This window comes from Actinokineospora xionganensis (assembly GCF_014323725.1).
Classification (GTDB): Bacteria; Actinomycetota; Actinomycetes; order Mycobacteriales; family Pseudonocardiaceae; genus Actinokineospora; species Actinokineospora xionganensis.
In genome coordinates this window covers 57,944-77,045 of sequence record NZ_JABVED010000023.1, presented here as the reverse complement: position 1 = coordinate 77,045, position 19,102 = coordinate 57,944, and the positions used below count along the sequence as shown (strand labels likewise).

General features: G+C 68.6%; 22 protein-coding genes. 11 read left to right on the top strand and 11 right to left on the bottom strand.

What is annotated here, in order from left to right:
• Nucleotides 1–98 precede the first annotated feature (98 nt).
• The 5 genes from GPZ80_RS28390 to lepB form a co-directional block, all read right to left on the bottom strand.
• A complete protein-coding gene (locus GPZ80_RS28390; protein WP_187224173.1) occupies nt 99–713 on the bottom strand; it encodes a maleylpyruvate isomerase family mycothiol-dependent enzyme in 615 nt (204 codons plus the stop codon).
• Nucleotides 714–731: 18 nt separating this feature from the next.
• A complete protein-coding gene (locus tag GPZ80_RS28385; RefSeq protein ID WP_187224172.1) occupies nt 732–1,016 on the bottom strand; it encodes a hypothetical protein in 285 nt (94 codons plus the stop codon).
• A 71-nt stretch (nt 1,017–1,087) separates the two neighbouring features.
• Nucleotides 1,088–1,708, bottom strand: a complete 621-nt coding sequence (locus GPZ80_RS28380) for an L-threonylcarbamoyladenylate synthase (protein WP_187224171.1) — start codon at nt 1,706–1,708, stop codon at nt 1,088–1,090.
• A gap of 38 nt (nt 1,709–1,746) precedes the next feature.
• Nucleotides 1,747–1,959: a hypothetical protein gene (locus GPZ80_RS28375; RefSeq protein ID WP_187224170.1), complete on the bottom strand. Its 213-nt coding sequence runs from the start codon at nt 1,957–1,959 to the stop codon at nt 1,747–1,749.
• Between the two features lie 555 nt (nt 1,960–2,514).
• Nucleotides 2,515–3,150, bottom strand: coding sequence for a signal peptidase I (gene lepB, locus GPZ80_RS28370; RefSeq protein ID WP_222719988.1), 636 nt, complete (start codon nt 3,148–3,150; stop codon nt 2,515–2,517).
• Between the two features lie 447 nt (nt 3,151–3,597).
• Between lepB and GPZ80_RS28365 the strand changes: the two genes are divergently transcribed.
• From GPZ80_RS28365 to GPZ80_RS28340, 6 genes are all read left to right on the top strand, one after another.
• On the top strand, nt 3,598–4,242 hold the full coding sequence (locus GPZ80_RS28365) for a DUF6230 family protein (RefSeq protein WP_187224168.1): 645 nt from the start codon (nt 3,598–3,600) through the stop codon (nt 4,240–4,242).
• Nucleotides 4,243–4,316: 74 nt separating this feature from the next.
• A complete protein-coding gene (locus GPZ80_RS28360) occupies nt 4,317–4,778 on the top strand; it encodes a DUF6114 domain-containing protein (protein WP_187224167.1) in 462 nt (153 codons plus the stop codon).
• On the top strand, nt 4,778–5,476 hold the full coding sequence (locus GPZ80_RS28355; protein WP_187224166.1) for a DUF6230 family protein: 699 nt from the start codon (nt 4,778–4,780) through the stop codon (nt 5,474–5,476). Before GPZ80_RS28360 ends, GPZ80_RS28355 begins: the two co-directional genes overlap by 1 nt.
• Nucleotides 5,470–5,880, top strand: a complete 411-nt coding sequence (locus tag GPZ80_RS28350; RefSeq protein WP_187224165.1) for a DUF6114 domain-containing protein — start codon at nt 5,470–5,472, stop codon at nt 5,878–5,880. Before GPZ80_RS28355 ends, GPZ80_RS28350 begins: the two co-directional genes overlap by 7 nt.
• Nucleotides 5,877–6,512 (top strand): hypothetical protein, encoded by a 636-nt coding sequence (locus tag GPZ80_RS28345; protein ID WP_187224164.1) that lies wholly within the window; start codon nt 5,877–5,879, stop codon nt 6,510–6,512. Before GPZ80_RS28350 ends, GPZ80_RS28345 begins: the two co-directional genes overlap by 4 nt.
• Complete coding sequence (locus GPZ80_RS28340) at nt 6,512–7,201, top strand: DUF6230 family protein (protein ID WP_187224163.1); 690 nt, start codon at nt 6,512–6,514, stop codon at nt 7,199–7,201. Before GPZ80_RS28345 ends, GPZ80_RS28340 begins: the two co-directional genes overlap by 1 nt.
• Nucleotides 7,202–7,204: 3 nt before the next feature.
• Here GPZ80_RS28340 and GPZ80_RS28335 read toward each other — a convergent pair whose 3' ends face one another.
• A complete protein-coding gene (locus GPZ80_RS28335) occupies nt 7,205–8,386 on the bottom strand; it encodes a winged helix DNA-binding domain-containing protein (protein WP_187224162.1) in 1,182 nt (393 codons plus the stop codon).
• 82 nt (nt 8,387–8,468) lie between these two features.
• On the opposite strand from GPZ80_RS28335, the gene GPZ80_RS28330 reads away from it, so the two are divergent.
• Nucleotides 8,469–10,019 carry an FAD-binding oxidoreductase gene (locus GPZ80_RS28330; protein WP_187224161.1) on the top strand — a complete coding sequence of 517 codons (1,551 nt, stop codon included), beginning with the start codon at nt 8,469–8,471 and terminating at the stop codon, nt 10,017–10,019.
• A 205-nt stretch (nt 10,020–10,224) separates the two neighbouring features.
• Here the strand turns inward: GPZ80_RS28330 and GPZ80_RS28325 are convergent, their stop codons facing one another.
• Together GPZ80_RS28325 and GPZ80_RS28320 are read right to left on the bottom strand one after the other, a co-directional pair.
• Nucleotides 10,225–10,836, bottom strand: coding sequence for a DUF305 domain-containing protein (locus GPZ80_RS28325; protein ID WP_187224160.1), 612 nt, complete (start codon nt 10,834–10,836; stop codon nt 10,225–10,227).
• Complete coding sequence (locus GPZ80_RS28320) at nt 10,833–12,287, bottom strand: LVIVD repeat-containing protein (RefSeq protein ID WP_187224159.1); 1,455 nt, start codon at nt 12,285–12,287, stop codon at nt 10,833–10,835. The genes GPZ80_RS28325 and GPZ80_RS28320 overlap by 4 nt, the downstream gene beginning before the upstream one ends.
• Before the next feature lie 283 nt (nt 12,288–12,570).
• Between GPZ80_RS28320 and GPZ80_RS28315 the strand changes: the two genes are divergently transcribed.
• The gene (locus GPZ80_RS28315) at nt 12,571–13,683 is read left to right on the top strand and encodes an aminotransferase class V-fold PLP-dependent enzyme (RefSeq protein WP_222719987.1); all 1,113 of its coding nucleotides are present in this window, start codon (nt 12,571–12,573) and stop codon (nt 13,681–13,683) included.
• Between the two features lie 127 nt (nt 13,684–13,810).
• On the opposite strand, the gene GPZ80_RS28310 is transcribed toward GPZ80_RS28315, so the two are convergent.
• Nucleotides 13,811–14,920, bottom strand: a complete 1,110-nt coding sequence (locus tag GPZ80_RS28310; protein WP_222719986.1) for a GDSL-type esterase/lipase family protein — start codon at nt 14,918–14,920, stop codon at nt 13,811–13,813.
• A 389-nt stretch (nt 14,921–15,309) separates the two neighbouring features.
• Here GPZ80_RS28310 and GPZ80_RS28305 point away from each other — a divergent pair, with 389 nt between their 5' ends.
• Complete coding sequence (locus GPZ80_RS28305) at nt 15,310–15,795, top strand: PaaI family thioesterase (RefSeq protein WP_187224156.1); 486 nt, start codon at nt 15,310–15,312, stop codon at nt 15,793–15,795.
• A 69-nt stretch (nt 15,796–15,864) separates the two neighbouring features.
• Here the strand turns inward: GPZ80_RS28305 and GPZ80_RS28300 are convergent, their stop codons facing one another.
• On the bottom strand, nt 15,865–16,926 hold the full coding sequence (locus tag GPZ80_RS28300) for a fatty acid desaturase family protein (protein WP_187224155.1): 1,062 nt from the start codon (nt 16,924–16,926) through the stop codon (nt 15,865–15,867).
• The gene (locus tag GPZ80_RS28295) at nt 16,923–17,348 is read right to left on the bottom strand and encodes an STAS domain-containing protein (protein ID WP_187224154.1); all 426 of its coding nucleotides are present in this window, start codon (nt 17,346–17,348) and stop codon (nt 16,923–16,925) included. Before GPZ80_RS28295 ends, GPZ80_RS28300 begins: the two co-directional genes overlap by 4 nt.
• Nucleotides 17,349–17,565: 217 nt before the next feature.
• Here GPZ80_RS28295 and GPZ80_RS28290 point away from each other — a divergent pair, with 217 nt between their 5' ends.
• Both GPZ80_RS28290 and GPZ80_RS28285 read left to right on the top strand, forming a co-directional pair.
• Nucleotides 17,566–18,288, top strand: a complete 723-nt coding sequence (locus GPZ80_RS28290) for a GAF and ANTAR domain-containing protein (RefSeq protein ID WP_187224153.1) — start codon at nt 17,566–17,568, stop codon at nt 18,286–18,288.
• 43 nt (nt 18,289–18,331) lie between these two features.
• Entirely contained in the window at nt 18,332–19,096 is a 765-nt protein-coding gene (locus GPZ80_RS28285; protein WP_246477567.1) for a GAF and ANTAR domain-containing protein, read from the top strand.
• Nucleotides 19,097–19,102: the final 6 nt, after the last annotated feature.

The window sequence follows — 19,102 nt, the reverse complement described above, 5'->3', positions numbered from 1 at the left end:
CACCGGCTACATCGACACCTGGACACTCACCACCTAACCCACACACCACAACACGGAAAACGCCCGGCGAGTGCCCTCGCCGGGCGTTTTCCGTTGCCCTAGAAGAACATTCGCAGCTCGCTGACCACCAAGCCGGTCAACTCGGCCTCCGCGAGTTCGGGCCTGCGGTGCGCGGTGATGCGGAACAGGCCTGCGACGTCGGTCTTGAGGACACCTTCCGCACTCGCGTCCGGATCGCCCAGCCGCAGCGACCGGCCGTCCGTGAGATGGACGTCGGTGGGCGGCATCTCCCGGGTGACACTGCGCTGGGCCAGGATCGTCAACGCATCGTCCACACCGGCCGACGAGTACGCGTCCGGCTCGCCCAGCGCCTCCCGGATGTCGCCGCCGTGTACCCACTCCCCCAGCGCGACCCGGTGGATCTCCGGGCTGGCGGCGCCGAGTTCGTAGGCCTTCTCCAGTTCGGCGATCACGTCCGCGAGCGGCAGGCCGCGCCGAGCGTCCACATCGGCCTGGTTGGACTCGGGCGAGAAGTCGTGCAGGTCGCCGGTGGCCACGCGGGTCAGCGCGGTCGCGCAGTGGGCGATCACGTCGCGGACCGACCACAGGTCGCACACCGTGGGGCGGTCGAAAGCCTCATCGGGGGTGCGACGAAGGATGGGCAGCAGGGCGTCGCGTTCGGTGAGCAGCAGGCGGCTGTAGATATCGGTCATGGGTCCATCCTGCACCGATCAGGGCTCGCGGTAGCGCCGGAGGAACGACATCCGGTCGACCACCTCGAACCCGTCGCGCGCGAACACCAGGTAGGCCGACGGCCGGACCTCGCGCGTGCCTGCTTCGTCGCTCAGCACCCCCACTGGCACGTCCTCGCGCCGGACGGCGAAGCGCACGTCGGACCCGACCAGCCCGCGCTCACGGACCCGGTGGACCCACACCTCCATGTCGGTCAGCGCCGACGGCTGCGAATAGCACAGTGCCTGCACCGGAACCGGCCACGGGTGATACACCTTGATCATCTTCAACCCCCCGGCCTCGACTTTCCCCACCACCGAGGATACCAGAGTGTTCGAACATGTGTTCGATAGGATCATTCGAACCTGGAGACGTCTCCCGCGCCCACCCGGATGATCTCCGGCTCGCCCTGCGAGAAGTCGATGACCGACGTCGGCACGGTGCCGCACTCACCGGAGTCGATCACCGCGTCGACCACGTGGTCGAGCCGTTCCTTGATCTCCCAACCCATGGTCATCGGCTCGGGCTGGTCAGGCAGCAGCAGCGTGCTCGACAGCAGCGGCTCACCGAGCTCGGCCACGATCGCCTGGGTGACGACATGGTCGGGGATGCGCACCCCGACAGTCTTCTTCTTCGCGTGCTGCAGCCTGCGCGGGACTTCCTTGGTGGCGGGCAGGATGAAGGTGTAGCTGCCCGGCGTGGACGCCTTGATCGCCCGGAAGACCGCGTTGCCGACCTCGGCGAACTGGCCCAGTTGAGAGAAGTCCTGACACACCAGGGTGAAGTGGTGGCGATCGTCGAGGTCGCGGATCTCCCGGATGCGATCGATCCCGTCCTTGTTCCCCAACCGGCAGCCGAGGGCGTAGCAGGAGTCAGTGGGGTACGCGATCAGGGCGTCGGCGCGCAGAAGGTCGACGATCTGCGTGATCGATCGGCGCTGAGGGTTGTCCGGATGCACGTCGAAGTACTTCGCCATCCGCAAAGCGTATAGGTGGCACGCGACCTGGCGCGCGGTCAGCCGAGCACCACCTCAGCGGCGCCTGGACGGATATTGGTGGCGAGCCACGTTCGCCAGGTGCCCCGCGCAACCTTCAACTCGGGCCGCGCGGCCACCCACAGGATGAACTGAGCGCGCAGCCGAGTCAGCGGATCCTCCGCGTCGCCGAGCGCCTCGACCTTGGCGGTGAATGGTTCGCCGCAGAGATGGTGCACCAGCCCGGCGTACATCCAATCCTTGCACCGGTAGGGGCGTCCGAGGACCTCGATGAGCAGATCGGTCAGGTGGCTTGACATCGTCGGGCACGCCGCGCCTGACCATTCCGCGCAGGAGAACTTCCTTCGAGGTCCACGGCGAGCACACGGTCGACACTTCCGCGCGCCACTCTTGTGGATAGCGGCACTCCCAAACCAGATAGAGCAGCGCGAGGAGCATGTGTCTGGTCCGCACGAGTGGGTCTTCGCTGTCGAAACCGTTCAACAGACCGAAGATCGTCTGCTCGGAGTGCCTTTGATGTTCCGTGCGGGCGCGATCCAGTTCGACGGCAAGCCGCCGCTTCATGGGGACAGTGGCGCCTGCCTCAGCCCACAAGGCGTCCAACCAGCGCAGCGCCGCGGAAGCGCCCTCGACCGACACCCGGTGCCGGGCCAGCGCGCGTCGACGCACCTCCTCGTCGGCCGCGACGAGGTCGAACATCCAGGACGGGCTTTCCACCGGACCCACCTCCGGGCCGGAGCATGACAGGCCGGGCCCACGGGGGCAGCCGATTTCCAGGAGCAGGACGGTCACCGCGCTCGCACGAGGCGCATGTCCGCGCCCGGATCGAGTGAACCGACGCGATCGAGCGGATAGAGGCGCCACGCCATCCTTCCGATCACCTCACCGATCGGGACCCAGCCGTACTTACGGGAGTCGTCGGACTGCGAAGGGTTGTCCCCCAGCATGAAGAGATGACCCGGCGGCACCACAGCGGACTCCGCGCTTCCGGACTTCCCGTCCGCGGCACAGCACAGCCGGGCGTCACGCCAGTTCTCCGTCCACACGGGAGCGTCGACGACCGACCAGACGTCTTCGCCCGCCGGGCGCACCAGCACCGAAGCGCCGCCGTCCGGGCGGATGTCGATCCGCACCGCGTCACCCGGCAGGCCGATCACCCGCTTCACCACCGCCGGCCTGCCCACGGCGGGCCGTGCCGCGACGATGTCGAACCGGCGCAAATCGGCGACATCGAAGAAGGGCTCCAGCAAGATCCGGTCACCGTCGCCGAGGGTCGGGCTCATGCTCTGGCCGTCGACCCGGTTGGCGAAGGTGACCGCCACGACGACGCCGACCAAGGCCACCGCGGCGAGCGCCGCGACCGCTCCCAGCACCCGCCGTACGACCCGACCACGTCTACCGCCAACGACCACTGGGTTCTCCATTCCGGGTATCAAATACGGCGTTCGGCGGAATGGATACGGCATGTTACCGATACGTAACCTATTACTTTCTGTTACCACGACCGGCGGGCAATCCGGCTCGATACCGCCAAATGGCAGACACTCAGCCCCTTTACAGACCGCCTCAAGCTGTCGATCAAGCGCACGTTACCCACAGTACGCGTTACCAAGAGTCACACAACACGCTCACCTCTGACCAGCGCCGGACTGAAGCTCTTGTCACCACGCAACACAAATGGCACCGTTCGTTCACCCCCACCGGGTGATCAGGGACACACGGTAACGGCTGATGGCGGTACCGGCGAGCGAGGGCAGCCGTCGTCACTCCGCTGTGACTGTGTGTTATTTGGCCTGCCCATTTCCGGTGGTGCGGTGATTTCCCAGCAGTCCTCCGCGTGACTGCGGAGGGCAACGAAACCAGGAGGTCAGATGCAGGAAACCACACTGGGCAGGACAAGATGGGGCCGCTTCACCGCGGTCACGGGCGTCGCCGGGATCGCCATGGCGACGCTCGGCATCGCGCTGGCCCAGGGTCTGCTCGCGGCGTCGTTCAACGTCAACGGCAAGCCGTTCCAGATCGAGTCGGCCGCCCTCGCGGGCGACGGTTTCGGCGCGATCATGGACAACGTCACGAAGGACAACGCCGACGGCACCACGGGCGGTCAGGCCGTGGCGCGGGCGGGCTTCCAGACGGCCAACCTGAACGGCCTCTGCGCGGCGGTCCACCAGAGCGTGCTCGGCCTGCCGTTCACGCTCAAGATCGCGGCGGGCGACCCGACCGACACGGTCAACGACATCACGGCGCAGGACCTGGTGCTCGACGGCGAGTCCGTCAACGCCAACGCGTCGATGAACGGCCTCGCACTCGGCAAGAGCGCGGACGACGTGCAGATGGGCACCAGCACCGGCTCGCTCGGTGGCACGCCCGGCAACTTCGGTCTGCAGTCGACCACCGCGAACCTCGACGGCCTGCACGCTGAGGCCTACGCGGCGACCATCGCCGGGACGATCAACCTGACCGGGCTGTCACTGGCCATCGAGTCCGGTTCGACGAACTGCACCATCGTTCCCTGATCCCGCCGCGTGTTGATGGCGGACGGCCGCCGCCATCAACACGTGCGGACCGACCAGATCGACAGGAGTTCCCCATGACCGAACCGATCGCGGACCACCCGGACCACGCTGACATCGCGAAGACACCGGGCAGGCTGGCCCGGAGCTGGGCGGCGTTCACCCGCTTCCGCCGCACCCGCCCGTTCTGGGGCGGCGCCTGGCTCGCGTTCGGCGGCTGGGTGATCCTCTCCCTGACTCTCGCCCCGATGTCGGTCACGCTGGCCGCCGGGGTCGGCGGCATGTCCGGCTACGTGCTGGGCGGCTCTATGATGATGTTCGCCTTCTTCTCCTGGTTCGTCCCTTCGCAGCGCCACCTCGCCGGGCTGCTCGGCGTGGTCTTCGCGGTCGCGTCGCTGGTGCTGTCGAACCTCGGCGGCTTCGGTGTCGGCATGATCTGCGGCGTCATCGGCGGCGGCATGATCTTCGCCTGGGGCCCGAAGCCCGAACACCCCAAGCTGCGTCGGATGTTCCGCCGGACCGCTCAGGGCCAGGCGTGATGGCGGGCAAGCGGTTCGCCGCGGTGGCGGCATGGAACGCCCGGATGCGCGAGGAAGCCGCCGACGACGTGCGCCGGGGCAGCCGGGTCGGGCGCTCATCGCTGCTGGCGATCCCGGCGACCATGGTCGTGGGGCTGCTCGGCGTGGGCATGGCGCAAGGCTTGCTGGCAGCCAACTTCATGGTGGTGAACAAGCCGTTCGCGATCAAGTCCGACCAGGTGCAGGGCGCCGGTTTCGCCGCGCTGCTGCACGACCGGCTCATCGACAACGGCGCGACCGGGGCGAGCAAGGGCATGGCCCGGGCGGGCTTCAAGTCCGCACGGCTCGACGGACTGTGCGGTGTGGTGCACGAGAGCATCGCAGGCGTCAGCTACACGCTGAAGATCACCGCGGGCGAGGTGGTCAACGGCACGCCCGAGGGCACCGCCGAGATCAACGCGTCCGACCTGATCCTGGAGGCGACGTCGGTCAACGCCAGCAACAGCACCTTCGCCGACATGTACCTGGGCAAGTCGGCCGACGACATCACCATGGGCACGACCCGGCTGGAAGGCGGCACGGCGGGCAACTTCGGCCTGGAGGCGGGAACGGTGAACGTCGCCAATCTCGACGCGTCCGCGTACACCATCGAACTCGTCGGCAGCATCGGTCTGCCCGGCCTGAAGCTGGCCATCGAACCCGGGACCGTCGGATGCTGACCCGGGTCCGGGACAACCCGGTGCTCGCCGTGTCGGCCGCGGCCTGGCACTGGTTCACCGCGTTCCGCCGCACCAGGCCGTTCTGGGGCGGCCTGTGGATGATGCTGGGCGGCTGGACGATCATGTCGCTGACCATCGCGCCGATCGTCGTCACGCTGTCCTCCGGCGCTTCCGGCATCTCAGGCTACGTCCTGGGCGGCGGAATGATCATGCTCGGCCTGATGGCGTGGTTCGCGCCGTCGCAGCGGCTCGTCGCCGGGCTGATGGGCGGCATCCTCGCGGTCGCGGCCTTCGTGGCGTCGAACCTCGGCGGCTTCCTGGTCGGGACCCTGCTCGGCATCGTCGGCGCGGCCATGGTGTTCGGCTGGGGGCCGAAGAAGCCGCGCGAACGGGCCGAGTCGTGATCGCACCCCTGCGCGCGTGGGTGGCGGCGGCCGCGGTGCTGCTGGTGCTCTTCTCGACCGCGCTCGTCCCCGACGCCTCGGTGCCGCGCGCCGAGGCCGCGGCCGGTTGCGTGCGCGACCCCAACATCGGCTTCTGCGTGGTGCCACAGGCTTTCCAGATCGCCTTCGGCAAGGAGAGCTCGTTCATCGACACCTACGACTGGCACACCCAGTCCTTCACCGACCTCGGCACCACCACGATCACCGTCGCGGACGGGACCACGAGGCAGGTCAACCATTACCGCTTCAAGCAGCTTGTGGTCGACAAGGACATCCTCATCGACCAGAACCGCGGCTCCGACTACCGCGTGCAGATCACCGCGCCGGGTCCGATCGAACTGGGCGGGACGAACAACGCGGGCCAGGCGATGTGGACCGATGTGTGGGGGACGAACCTCGAGTTCCAGTGGGGGACGTGCATCATCACGTGGACCTGGGTGCCGGACAACATCGGGCTCAACATCTCCGGCTGCTGGCTGCGGATGAACGCCTACGCCATCTCCGCCTACAACCCGCAGCCGCAGCCCGGGCAGCGGGACAACCCGATCAACCTGCCGAAGTCCACCCTGCAGCTGCTCAACGGCGGCGCCTGATGAACGGGACGCGGTGGGGGCGGTCGGCGCTGCTCGGCGTGCCCGCGCTGGTGCTGGTCGTGCTGTGCGGCATGGGGATGAGCACCGGGGTACTGGCCCACCACGTGGTCATCCAGAGCGGCACCGCCGACCTGAGCACCAGCGGTCTCTACGGCGTCGACTTCGGACTGTCCGTTGTGGACAACAAACAGAAAGTACGGCAGGCGGACGGAACCGTGGTGATCCGCGACATCCGGCTGATCCGCGCCGGCTTCGCGCAGGGCAAGCTCAACGAGCTGTGCATCGCCATGCACCAGACGATCCTGGGTCAGGACTACACGCTGAAGCTGACCGGCGGCGACGGCAACCTGTCGACCTGGGAGGTCGACGCCCGCAACGTCGAGTTGGACGGCGCGCGGGTGGCCGGGACGCTGACGCTCGACGGCGTGGTGAAGTTCGGCATCACCGGCGAGGACGTCACCACCATCAAGGCACCGGACGGCAGCTTTGTGGAAAACCCGCTGGAGGCCACGCCGAGCCAGCACCGCTTCGGCGCCGACGCGACGTTCGCCGAGTTCACCCAGCTCACCGGCAAGGTGTACGCGATGGAGATCGTCGGCCCGTTCAACCTGCCGGGCCTGAAGGTCAAGATCGAGTCCGGCCGGACCACCTGCCCCGCTCCCCCGGCGCCCACCGCGCCGCCAAGCTGAATCCTAGGCGCAGACCGCGAGCAACTCCCGCTCCAACGGAGTCGGGAAACGAGACCGCATCCGAACCACCCCAACCAATCCAGCCAACCGCTCGGCTTCAGCGGTCACCAAAGCCGAGGCCGACTCCCCGATGTCCTCCAGCAGCCGGACAGCGATCTCCCCATCCGGCCGATGTGCCCACCCACCAACGACCCGACCATCCCAGAACACGGTCGGCCCGATGTTGCCCGACCGGTCGAACAGCCGGTCCGAGTGTTCCCCCAGGTACCAATCGCGCCCAGTCCACCCCATGGGCGTCGGATCGAGCGCGGGCAGCAGAACCGGTCGTGGCTCCGGGTCGAGGACCGGTTCCACGTCGTCGGCGAGGACGAAGCCGGTGCCGTGGTCGAGTTCGACAGTCACCGCACCCACCTCGGCGAGCGCCTTGCGGGTGTCACCGAGTGTCCACCCCGTCCACCACTTCAGGTCCCCGACCGTGGCAGGGCCGAACACCCGCAGCCATCGACGCGCCAGTTCCGTGCGTGCCTCGAACACGTCCAGCGATGGCATGCCGTCGGGGAACCATGCGGTCATCGGCGACCACCGGTACTGCGTCGAGGTCCACGATCCCAACGGGCGGCCGCGCACGATCAGCCCGTCGGCGGCGAGCAGGCCGAGGACCCGCGAGGTGATGTTCTGCTTTGCCTCATAAGGCTTTCCCGGCGCCATCAGCAGCGACGTGCGCAGCCGAGACTCGTCGGCGGACAGCTCAGCCGCGCTCGCCTCCCCCCGTGCCGACAGCGCGGCGAAGGTGGACTGCTCGACGTCGCGGAGCCAGGCCGCGGCGTCGGGGGCCACGGCGGCGTCCCCCAGTTGCTTGACCAGCCGTCGCCGCTCGGTCGCGGCCACCGCACGGCTGCACGCGGACTGCACCACCGGGGCGAGCGCGCGCGGCACGACGAACACCGTGCGGCGCATGCCGAGCATCCGGACCATCGTCCGCCGGTCGTGCAGCGCCGCGGTGATGGTGTCCGGGTCCACCGCCATCCGGGCGAGCACGGACAGGTACACCGTGCAGGGATCGGTGGCGTGCAGGGCGACCAGAGCCTCCGCGACGTCGGTCGGGTCGGCTGAGGGAATGGGCGCCGCCAGACCGTGGCGCAGGCTCAGCCGCGCGCGTCGCTCGGAATCCGGGATTCGCCGCATCGACGAGACCCTACTCGCGCTCGCGACGACGTCCACACTGGACGAGCGGTAGCTTGGCCCGGTCGACGAAAGGTGGGACACGATGGGCAGGTCGTGGTGGGGCTGGGGCAACGACGAGGACGCGCTCGCGGGCCCGGAGCTGACGGCACTCACCGACCGTGTCGCTGGTCTGCTGCCGGGCGCGGACCTGACCGACCACGAGCCGCCGAAGGTCGCCGACCTTGGCCTCCGACCGCCAAGAGTGCGCCCGCCGAACTCGCTGGCGGGTTTGTGCTCGGCCGACCCGGCCGACCGCGCGGCGCACGCTCACGGCAAGGCGTTCCGCGACGTGGTGCGAAACCTGCGCGGCGAACTGGCCCACGTGCCCGACGTGATCGCCCGGCCGCGAACCGAACAGGACGTCGTCGACCTGCTCGACTGGTGCACGACGGCCGGGGTGGCGGCGATCCCGTTCGGCGGCGGGAGTTCGGTGGTCGGCGGGGTCGAACCGCGCTTCGAAGGTCCGGCGGTGACGATCGACCTCGGCGGGCTCGACCAGGTCGTCGAGATCGACCGCACCAGCCGCGCCGCGCGCATCCAGGCTGGCGTGTTCGGCCCCCACCTGGAGGACCAGCTCCGCCCGCACGGCCTGAGCCTGCGCCACTTCCCGCAGTCCTTCGAGTTCTCCACCCTCGGCGGCTGGCTCGCGACGAGGGCGGGCGGGCACTACGCCACCCTGCACACCCACATCGACGACCTCGTCGAGTCGACGCGGGTCATCACCCCCAGCGGTGTCAGCGAATCCCGGAGACTGCCCGGGTCCGGCGCGGGCCCCTCACCCGACCGGCTGTTCCTCGGATCGGAAGGCACCCTCGGCATCATCACCGAGGCGTGGATGCGCCTGCAGGACCGCCCGACACACCGCGCGAACGCCTCCCTGAACTTCGCCGACTATGCCTCGGCGGTCGCGGCCACCCGGGCGGTCGCCCAGTCGGGCCTGCACCCCGCCAACTGCAGGCTTCTCGACCCAGCGGAGGCCTTCCTCAACGCCGGGGTGACCACCGGCGGCGGCGTTCTGGTGCTGGGCTTCGAATCCGCCGACCACCCAGTCGACAGCGCACTGGCCCGGGCGGTGGAGATCTGCCAGGACCACGGCGGCGAAGTCAGCGAGGGCGGGAAGAACCCGAGCGCGCACTGGCGCGGCTCATTCCTGCGCATGCCCTACCAGCGCGACGCCCTGGCCCGCCGCTCGATGATCGTCGAGACCTTCGAGACCGCCTGCACCTGGGACCGCTTCGACTCGCTGCACGCGGCCGTCACCACCGCCGCCACGGACGCGATCCGGCAGATCGCGGGCGTCGGACTGGTGACCTGCCGGTTCACCCATGTCTACCCGGACGGCCCAGCACCCTACTTCGGTGTGTACGCCCCGGGCACCTGGGGACAGACCGTGGCCCAATGGGACGAAATCAAGACAGCGGTATCGGACGCACTGGCCGCGAACGGCGGGACGATCACCCACCACCACGCCGTTGGCCGCGACCACCGCCCGTGGTACGACCGCCAACGCCCGGACCCGTTCGCGGCGGCGCTGACCGCGGCCAAGTCCACCCTCGACCCCGCCGGGATTCTCAACCCCGGGGTGCTGATCTGAGCCGGGCCAAGGCACCAGGCCAGGCAGGCAGGCGAACCACCGGACCGGCACCGTGCTCCGACAACTGATTCGATCTCGGGCGGAACGCCCAAGCCGTCTCGGGCGTCTGAGCAATCGCACCGCCCGAACCCGCCCCACGGAATCGGGGTGGTGCGAAACCCTGGTCGCCGTGCCCGCCCCCAGCAGGCACGGCGACCAGGTCGTCTCACCGACCGGCGCCCGCCGTCAGCAGGCCCGAGAGCACACCCATCTCCTTGCGCTGCTCCGCCACCATCAGCCGGGCCTGGGCACGCACCTGCGGCAACGCGGCCTCGCGTACGGCGATGGTCGCCATCTCGACCCCGCCGGTGTGGTGCCTGATCATCAGCCGGATGAACCTGGACTCCAGTTCGGCGCCGTTCAGTCCGGCCAGTTCGTCGAGCTCGGCCCGCGAAAGCAGACCGGGCATCGGTGCTTCGGCGTCACCGTGGTCGTGCTTGCCCGCCATCCAGGCCATGGGCTCGGTGTCCGACACCTGCGGCGCGTCCCAAGCCGACAGCCAGCCCTGCATCAGCCCGATCTCGCGCTGCTGGGAGTTCTCGATCGTGGCGGCGACGGTCGCCGCGGACGGGCCCAGCCTGCCGCGCACGAGGCCCGCGAGCTCCAAGGCCTGCTGGTGGTGGACGATCATGTCCTGGCTGAACCCGATGTCGACCAAGCTCGGCGCCGCGGGTGGCCGCTGCGGCGCGGGAGCCAGCAGCACGCCCCCGGCCGCGCCGACCGCGATCCCGGCCACGAGCAGCGCGATCGCGACCATGACCATCCGCATTCGGCTCATGACCGCGGATACGCCCCATTGGTGAACCGCAGCAGCATGGCGCCGTTGTCGTCGCAGTTCACCCAGAGGCGGTCGCCGTCCAGGCGGGGCGGCGACATGCACCAGTCAGCGGTCATGTCCACCGGACCAAGGTAGCCCGCCGGGTCGCCGACGTTGCCGTTGGCCGCGTCGGAGAGCGGCTGGCCGGGGACGAACGCGTGCGCGGAGTTGACCAGCTCGGCCCGCTTGCCGACCTGCGCGGGCGGGTTGAAGTAGGCGATCTCGCGTGGGTTCATCAGGTCGCGGATGTCGAAGACGCGGATACCGGACTGCGTCCAGCCGCACGCCACCGTCGTCGGGTCGACGGTCCGGTCGAGCGAGCAGTAGTGCGCCTCGTATCCGAAGATCCCGTTCTTCGCGGTGTCCTTGGCGCGCAGCGGCATGTTCTCCGGCCGGTTGATCTCCAGCTTGAGTTTGCGCACGACCCGCGGGGCGCGCTCGTCGGAGATGTCGACGATCCGGGCGCCGCCGGAGGCGAACTCGTCGACGGCCAGGTAGTACGGCTTGCCGTCCCTGGTGAACGGAATGGCGTGCTGGGTGACGCCGCCATCCTCCCAGGTGGTGTCGGCGATCCGGCGCAGCCTCGGGAACAGCTTGCGGCTCTGGATGTCGCTGCTGTCGAAGATCGTGATGCCCGCGGGGACGGCGCTGGCGACGTAGGCGCGGTTGCCGTCGGGGCTGAAGCCGAGCCCGTGGTTGGTCAGCCCGGTGAGCCCGTTGAAGATCACCCGAGGGAGCACGGGGTTGCTCATGTCGAGCGCGGCGATGGTGCCCGGGCCCGCACCGGTGGTCCAGTAGGTGCGGCCGTCGGGCGACCAGGCCGCTTCGTGGCCGGGGAAGAACCCGGGGATCGTGAGGGTCGTGCCGAGGACACCGTTGAGGAGCCGGGGCTTCGCGCAGTCGGTCTTCACGTCGTAGACGGAGACGAAGAAGCCGCCGGTGCCCGGTCCGACCGACACCGCGGCGAGCAGCCCGCGGCCTTCGTGCACCTTCAGCGTCTCCCAGGTGCCGCCGAGCGTGGCCGGGCTGACCAGCGACGTCGACAGGCGGGGGTTGGCCGGGTCGGACATGTCGATGACGTTGACGCCCTTGACCTTCGCGGTCAGCGCGCTGGGGATGATCGTGCCCAGGTACTGGCAGTGGCCGTAGGACGCGCCGACGGTGGCCTGCCCCTGACCCTGGAACCGGCTGATCAGCTCGAGGTTGCAGGAGTAGCCCTGGGCGCTGCGGCCGCTTTCGCGATCGGCCAGCGGGACCTGCCCCTGCACGCCGGTCTCCGGCGAGGCCCCCGGGCCGCAGTCGGCCCGCGCCACCGTCGTGTCCACCTCGCTCGCGCCTGCCTGGACGTTGGGGACGACCACCAGGGCGGCCACAGCGATCACGGCGGGAAGGGCTCGCAGGATTCTCTTCATCGAGAGCTCCGATCCAGGCAGGGTTTCCGCGAAGCTACTGGCGAGTTAAATAAGAGTCAAGAGAACTGGCAAATGTCAACTATTCGCGACGCTTTCCAGTCGCCGACGCCTTCCTGAGCGCCGCGAACAGGGCCATCCTGGGGTTATGTCCGAATTATCTCGGCGTGCTTTCGTCGCCGGCGTCGGTGCCGTGTCCGGAGTCGGTCTGCTCGGCGGGTCGTGCGGGGCCGAACCCGGCGCCCAGCGCTACGTCACCAGTTCCGGCGCGCCCGACTGGCCCGCGGTGCGCGCGGCGTACCGGCTCGACCCGAACGTGAATAACCTCGGCCTGTTCTATCTCGCGTCCAACTCCAAACCGGTGCGCGACGCCATCGACCGCTACAGCGCCCTGATCGACGCGAATCCGCTGTCGATCAACTCTCCGCCCGCGGGCACCAGTGCCGAATCGGCGCTCGCCGGGTTCATCGGCGGCGCCTCCGGCGAGATCGTGCTCGTGCAGAACACGACGATCGGCCTCGGGCTGGTCTACAACGGGCTCGTCGTGAAGCCCGGCCAGGAATTCCTGATCACCGAACACGACCACTTCGTGCACAACGGCGCCGCCCGGCTGGCCGCAGAGAAGCGCGGTGCCACGGTGCGCCAGATCAGCCTCTTCACCAATTCGGCCACCGCGACTGTTGACGAGGTGGCGTCGAAACTGCGGGCCGCGATCACCGCGAAGACCCGGGTCGTCGGCACGACGTGGGTGCAGTCCAGCTCCGGGGTGCGGATGCCGGTGGAGGCCATGGCCGCGGTCGTGGCCGCCGCCAATCAGGGACGGACCGAAGCCGACCGATGCCTGCTTGTCGTCGACGGCGTGCATGGTCTTGCCGCCGTGGACGCCGACGCGGCGCGGCTTGGCGCGGACTTCTTCGTGGCGGGGACGCACAAGTGGATGGGCGGGCCGCGTGGAACCGGGTTGATGTGGGTGAAAGGCACCGCGCGGCAACACTTGCGGCCGATGGCTTCCTCGTTCACCTCGAATCCGCTGACGCCTGGCGGGTTCGTCGCGTATGAGCATCGGTGGGCGGTGCCCGCGGCGGTGGCGTTTCAGCAGGAGATCGGACGATCTGCCGCAGCCGCTCGGATCAGTGAGATGAGTACGCGCCTGAAGGACGGGCTTGCCGGGATCCCTGGGGTGACGCTGCAGACGCCTCGGAGTGCTTCCATGTCTGCTGGGATCACTTGCTTCGAGAAGGCGGGGGTGTCGAATAGTGGAATTGTGGAGGCGTTGCGGGCCAAGGGGATTCTGATCACTACCGCGAGCCATCGGATCGGGTACGCGCGGATTGGGACTGGGCTGCCTAATACACCCGAAGAGGTTGATGCTGCTCTAGCTGCTATTCGGGCTGTCTAGGCCCTGTCCTGGGCGGCCTTCGCTGGGGGTGCCTGTTTGGGTTGGTCCGTTACGTTCTTTTGGGAATCTTGTCGTTGCGGCACGCCGATCCATAGTGGACCAAAGTTTGCCGCTCTGGGGTTGCCGTTTACGGTGTGGCGGTGAGGTACATGCCGCTCGCGCCGGTGCCTGCGGTGTTGCGGCAGGCATGGTTTCCTGTGGTCTTGGCGTACATCAATGCCAGGCAGCGGCCCAGGCCCAGTTGGCCGTAGTAGTTGGGGTGCATCGACTCCTGCACGGGTCCCTGTGTCGACTGGCTGTCGATCCAGCGGGCCCATTCGCTGCTCGCGTTCGACGTGGGGGCGGAGGCGCTGACCAGCCTGCTGGCCTTCGCGCAGACCTCCCGGCCCTGAAGCATGTCGCGGAGGTCCATGAACTGGACGTTCTTCGCGGTGGCCACGCCCTTGAGGCGGTTCGCGATCTGCGGGACCAGGGAGTCCCGGGCCCAGTCGGAGTCCTTGTTCCAGAACGGGCAGCCGCCGGTGTTCGCGCGGCTCCAGCCGCTCTCGTAGTACCTGTTCTCCGAAGCGCGCGGGATGGGGGAAGGGTAGGACTGCAGGGTGATTCGGTAGTCGGTGGCCGCGTAGCCCGCGCCGGTCATGACGGCGCGGATCTCGTCGATGGACTTGGCGACGCCTGCCATCGCGGCTTCCATCTTGTTGTCGACGACCACCTGCTGGTCGTCGTGGCAGTACGAGTACCAGATGAGGTAGTCGGTGGCGCACTTGGTGATGATGTCGGCGAAGCCGAGGTCGTTGCCGCCGATGGACAGGACCACGACCTTCACATTGTGCGTCGCGGCGACCGAGGCGAGTTGGTCGGCTTGCGGCGCTTCACCCTTGTAGGCCACACCGCCGTTGGCGGCGCGGAAGATGTTCTTCGTGGTGGCGCCCGAGCAGGACAGGTTGACCTGGGCCTCAGTGGTTCCGGTGGCGGACTTGACTTCCGCGGAATCCGACCGGTGACAGCCGTTGGCGGACGTCGTGCCGTACACCCGGGCCGGGTCGTAGCCCGAGCCCGTGTAGGCGCGGTCGGTGCCGTCGCGGCTGCCGGAGTTGGTGAGGCTGTTGCCCTTCCAGCGCCCGGCCTCGCCGGAGATGTAGCTGTCGCCCAGGGAGACGATGGTGGTCGGCCCGGCCGTGGGACTCGCTGACGCGGTGCCCGCGCTCGTCGCGACCAGCGTTAACGGCAAGAGCAATGCGCCTGCAGCGAGGCGGGCCCTGCCTGGTGACATCCGGCTGCGGCGAGATCGGTACACCTGGGGACTCCTGCCGTCGGCCGCGCAGCAGGGGGTGACCGCCGCGGGGCTTGAGTGGGGACTGCGGCGTATCTCACACGGCGACGACTTGTTACCGCAAGGTAGCGAATGGACTCGATTCCATCACGGCGAAAGTGCCGCGCTCCACCCGTGGACCACAACGGACAGTCCACGGTGGACGTGACGGATCACGGATTCGTTGGGCGCCTTGAGCTTTATCGGTACTGACGAGGACACGCCGCACGGTGTCAGCCAATCAAGGTGATTGGTTCACGGAACAATCGCCGTTGTTCCGGCGGACCAATCCCATTTGCCATTAGGGTTTCAGGATGGCACACGTGAACGAGGGGAACCCCCTGGCCGAATCGGCTCTCACGGGGATCAACACCTTGGTCCAGAACCTCATCCCGGCCGCCCGCGCCATGCGGATCGAGATCACCGACCTCGGCCCCGGTCACGCCTCCGCGCGCGTGCCGTTGGAGGGCAACACGAACCACCTCGGCACGCTGTACGCGGGCTCGCTGTTCTCCGTCGCCGAGATCCTTGGCGGCGCGATCTGCTTCCCGACCTTCGACATCTCCCGGTTCCTGCCCACGGTCAAGACCGTCGAGATCCAGTTCCGCCGCCCGGCGACCACGGACGTGACCGCCACCGCGACCCTGACCCAGGAGGTCATCGACCGAGTGACCGCCGAGGCGGAGGACGCGGGCAAGGCGGAGTTCATCCTCGAAGCCGAAGTCACCGACACCGACGGCCAAGTGGTCGTCACCACGGTGGGCACTTATCAACTCCGGCGGATAGCGATCGCCGAGTAGGCAGGTTGGCCGGCCCAGCGCGACCAGGTCCGTCGCCACCGCGCCACGACCGTCAGGCGGGCACGGCGCTCACCGTGATCCGATCGCGGCCCGCCGCCGCGTTCGCGCTTCCTCCCGCAGCGGCGCGCCCGCGTCGTGCAGATGGCGCAGCACGTCGGCGTAGGAGGCGAGGAGGCCGCACTGACTGTAGGAGACGCCGTACTGGGCGCAGAAGTCACGGACCAGCGGCTGGGCGCGGCGCAGATTCGGGCGGGGCATGCTGGGGAACAAGTGGTGTTCGATCTGGTGGTTGAGCCCGCCGAGCGTGAAGTCGATCCACCGACCGCCGGTGACATTTCGCGAGGTGAGCACCTGCTTGCGCAGGAAGTCGAGCTTCTCGCCCGCGGCGATGACCGGCATGCCCTTGTGGTTCGGCGCGAACGAACATCCCAGGTACACGCCCATCAGCCCCTGATGCACGACGATGAACACCACGGCTTTGACGGGTGAGAGAACCAGGAACACCGCCCCCAGGTACACGGCGGTGTGACCGACAATCAGTGCCCCTTCCAGGCGCGCGAACTTGACCTCGCGCCGCAACACCGCCTGCGCACCGGCGATCCGCAACATCACCGCCTCGACCAGCAACAGTGGGAAGAAAAGGTATGCCTGGTGCTTGGTGATCCACCGGTACGGTCCGCGCTTGTCCCGGGACTGCTCCCGGCTGAACGCCAGGGCGGGGATCTCGATGTCGGGGTCGGAGCTCTCGTGGTTCGGGTTGGCGTGGTGCCTGTTGTGCTTGCCGACCCACCATTGGTAGCTGATCCCGGTGATCGCGCTGTGGATGTAGCCGACCAGGTCGTTTCCCCGTCGTGATCGGAGGATCTGGCGGTGGCCCGCATCGTGGCCGATGAACGCGAACTGGGTGAGCACCAGCGCCGCGAACAGGGCCGTGAAGAGCTGCCACCAGGTGTCCCCGATGGACACGAACGTGACCGCGACCGCCGCGAACAGCACCGCGTTCACCGAGATCCGGGCCGCGTAGTACCCATACCGGCGCTGGAGCAGACCCGCTCCCTTGATCCACCTGGACAGCTCGGCGAAGTCGCTGCCCACCTGTTCGCGTTGGCCCGGGCGCCCCGTGGTGGTCATCGGGACAGGGAGTCGAACCGGGCGGTGTCCGCCACGGCCTCGGCGACGGAGGGCCAGATCGGCAGTTCGGTCACCAGCCCGGCGAGGCCGATCAGCCGATGGACACAGGATGGGGCGGCGGCCAGACGCAGGGTCGCACCCGTCGGGCCCCGGTGTTCGCGCAGCCGCAGGAGCAACCGGAGTCCGGCCACGCCCATGAACGTCACCGCGGACAAGTCGATGACAAGGTCACCCGGCGGCGCCGCCGACAACCGGACCCACACGGCGGGCGAGGTGGCGGCGTCGAGGTCGCCGGAGACCTCGACCACTGTAGTGCCCGGCGTGATCACACGAATCGGTGACGGCGACGCCTGGACAGGCGGCCGTTGGACGGGCAGACGGCCGACGTCATGGGTGGGAAGAACGTCCTGGGGGTGCGCCATGGAGACTCCCTGCAGATCATCGGCCGCACGACTCACGTGTGGATCGACTGCCGGGGTCAGGGACAGCATTCCGCTGGACACAATCGGATTCCCCGCCATCAATCCGCGGCCGGGAATGCGCTACACCCTTTATACCACCAAGGGAGCTCCGCAAATACGCCGTGCGGGTACGCTCGACTGATCGTTACCGGAACTTCCGATCGTGGGGCGGCCATGGATGGGTGAGCCTCTCGACGCTCAGGCAGCCGTGGCCGCGCTGCGGAGGTCCCTGGTCGCCGCGCTTGGCGACGGCGCGGGCGGAGCCGATGCCGTCGCCCGCGTGTGCCAGGCCTGTGTCCAGGCGCTGCCGGTGGACGGTGCGGCGATCTCGGTGATCGACGGAGCCGGAAACCGGGAACTGCTCCATGCCAGCGATGAGATCATCCGCCGCGTGGAGTCGGTGCAGTTCACTCTCGGTGAGGGGCCCTGCGTCGACACCTTCCGGGCCCGGCGCCCGGTGCTCGTTCCCGACCTGGCGGGTGCCACCGCGTGGCCGGTGTTCGCCGCCGAAATGGCAGGGCAGCCGATCGGAGCGATTTTCGCGTTCCCGATCCAGCACGGCGCGATCGGTATCGGCGCGATGGACCTCTATCGCCGCGCCCCCGGGTGGCTCACCGACGACGAGCTGGCAACCGCGCTGGGGATCGTCGACCTGGCCGCGATGGCCCTGTTGGGCACCCAGGTGGCCGGTGGACAGATCGACGCCTGGCTGGCGCCGCTGCCGCGACATCGGCGGGAAGTGCACCAGGCCACCGGCATGCTCATCGCCGAATTCGGCATCCCAGCCGAGCAGGCCCTGGCTCGCCTGCGCCTTTACGCGTTCAGCACGGGCACACTCATCGAAGACGTCGCCCACGCCCTCACCCAGCGCAGACTCCATCCAGCTGAACTCGACACCTGACCCGGCGCTACCGTGGTCTGCCACGGAGAAAGGATCGTGTCCGATGGGCCAGTCAGCGGACCCCGGGATGGCCCGGGAAACACGGTTGCTGCACGCGTTCGTCGACCTGGCCGACACCCTCGTCGACGACTACGACATCGTCGACGTCCTGCACCAACTCGTCGAGAGCTGCGTGGACCTGTTCGACGCCACCGCCGCCGGGCTGCTGCTGTCCGACCAGCGAGGCGGCCTGGAACTGCTCGCCTCGTCGAGTGAGCAGAGCAGGTTGCTGGAGTTGTTCCAGCTACAGGCCGACGAGGGGCCGTGTCTGGACTGCTTCCGCACCGGGGAACCGGTGTCGGCGCCCGACATCGGCGCCGAGTCGACTCGTTGGCCGCGGTTCTCCGCCCAGGCCGTCGACCAGGGCTTCCTGGCCGTGCACGCGGTCCCGCTGCGACTGCGCGGCCAGACCATCGGCGCGCTCAACCTGTTCGCCACCCGGCTCGGACCGATGCACCCGCAGGATCTCCGCGTGGCCCGCGCGCTGGCCGACACCGCCACGATCGGCATCCTGCAGGAGCGGGCGATCCACCGCGGGGAGGTCCTCACCGAACAGCTTCAGGCAGCGCTCAACAACCGCATCACCATCGAACAGGCCAAAGGCGTCCTGGCCCACGCGGGCGACCTGGACATGTCCGAGGCCTTCCAGCTGCTGCGCCAGTACGGTCGCGCGAACAGCACCCGGCTCAGCGAGATCGCCCACCGGGTCGTCACCGGAACGCTGGCCCCAGGGGTGGTCATCAACCACAGCCCCGTCCGCGCGGACTGAGCGGTC

Coding starts and splice junctions, on each gene's coding strand:
- GPZ80_RS28390 (WP_187224173.1), bottom strand. CDS start 713: ATGACCGATATCTACAGCCGCCTGCTGCTCACCGAACGCGACGCCCTG.
- GPZ80_RS28385 (WP_187224172.1), bottom strand. CDS start 1,016: ATGATCAAGGTGTATCACCCGTGGCCGGTTCCGGTGCAGGCACTGTGC.
- GPZ80_RS28380 (WP_187224171.1), bottom strand. CDS start 1,708: ATGGCGAAGTACTTCGACGTGCATCCGGACAACCCTCAGCGCCGATCG.
- GPZ80_RS28375 (WP_187224170.1), bottom strand. CDS start 1,959: ATGTACGCCGGGCTGGTGCACCATCTCTGCGGCGAACCATTCACCGCC.
- lepB (WP_222719988.1), bottom strand. CDS start 3,150: ATGGAGAACCCAGTGGTCGTTGGCGGTAGACGTGGTCGGGTCGTACGG.
- GPZ80_RS28365 (WP_187224168.1), top strand. CDS start 3,598: ATGCAGGAAACCACACTGGGCAGGACAAGATGGGGCCGCTTCACCGCG.
- GPZ80_RS28360 (WP_187224167.1), top strand. CDS start 4,317: ATGACCGAACCGATCGCGGACCACCCGGACCACGCTGACATCGCGAAG.
- GPZ80_RS28355 (WP_187224166.1), top strand. CDS start 4,778: ATGGCGGGCAAGCGGTTCGCCGCGGTGGCGGCATGGAACGCCCGGATG.
- GPZ80_RS28350 (WP_187224165.1), top strand. CDS start 5,470: ATGCTGACCCGGGTCCGGGACAACCCGGTGCTCGCCGTGTCGGCCGCG.
- GPZ80_RS28340 (WP_187224163.1), top strand. CDS start 6,512: ATGAACGGGACGCGGTGGGGGCGGTCGGCGCTGCTCGGCGTGCCCGCG.
- GPZ80_RS28335 (WP_187224162.1), bottom strand. CDS start 8,386: ATGCGGCGAATCCCGGATTCCGAGCGACGCGCGCGGCTGAGCCTGCGC.
- GPZ80_RS28330 (WP_187224161.1), top strand. CDS start 8,469: ATGGGCAGGTCGTGGTGGGGCTGGGGCAACGACGAGGACGCGCTCGCG.
- GPZ80_RS28325 (WP_187224160.1), bottom strand. CDS start 10,836: ATGAGCCGAATGCGGATGGTCATGGTCGCGATCGCGCTGCTCGTGGCC.
- GPZ80_RS28320 (WP_187224159.1), bottom strand. CDS start 12,287: ATGAAGAGAATCCTGCGAGCCCTTCCCGCCGTGATCGCTGTGGCCGCC.
- GPZ80_RS28305 (WP_187224156.1), top strand. CDS start 15,310: ATGGCACACGTGAACGAGGGGAACCCCCTGGCCGAATCGGCTCTCACG.
- GPZ80_RS28300 (WP_187224155.1), bottom strand. CDS start 16,926: ATGACCACCACGGGGCGCCCGGGCCAACGCGAACAGGTGGGCAGCGAC.
- GPZ80_RS28295 (WP_187224154.1), bottom strand. CDS start 17,348: ATGGCGCACCCCCAGGACGTTCTTCCCACCCATGACGTCGGCCGTCTG.
- GPZ80_RS28290 (WP_187224153.1), top strand. CDS start 17,566: ATGGGTGAGCCTCTCGACGCTCAGGCAGCCGTGGCCGCGCTGCGGAGG.
- GPZ80_RS28285 (WP_246477567.1), top strand. CDS start 18,332: ATGGGCCAGTCAGCGGACCCCGGGATGGCCCGGGAAACACGGTTGCTG.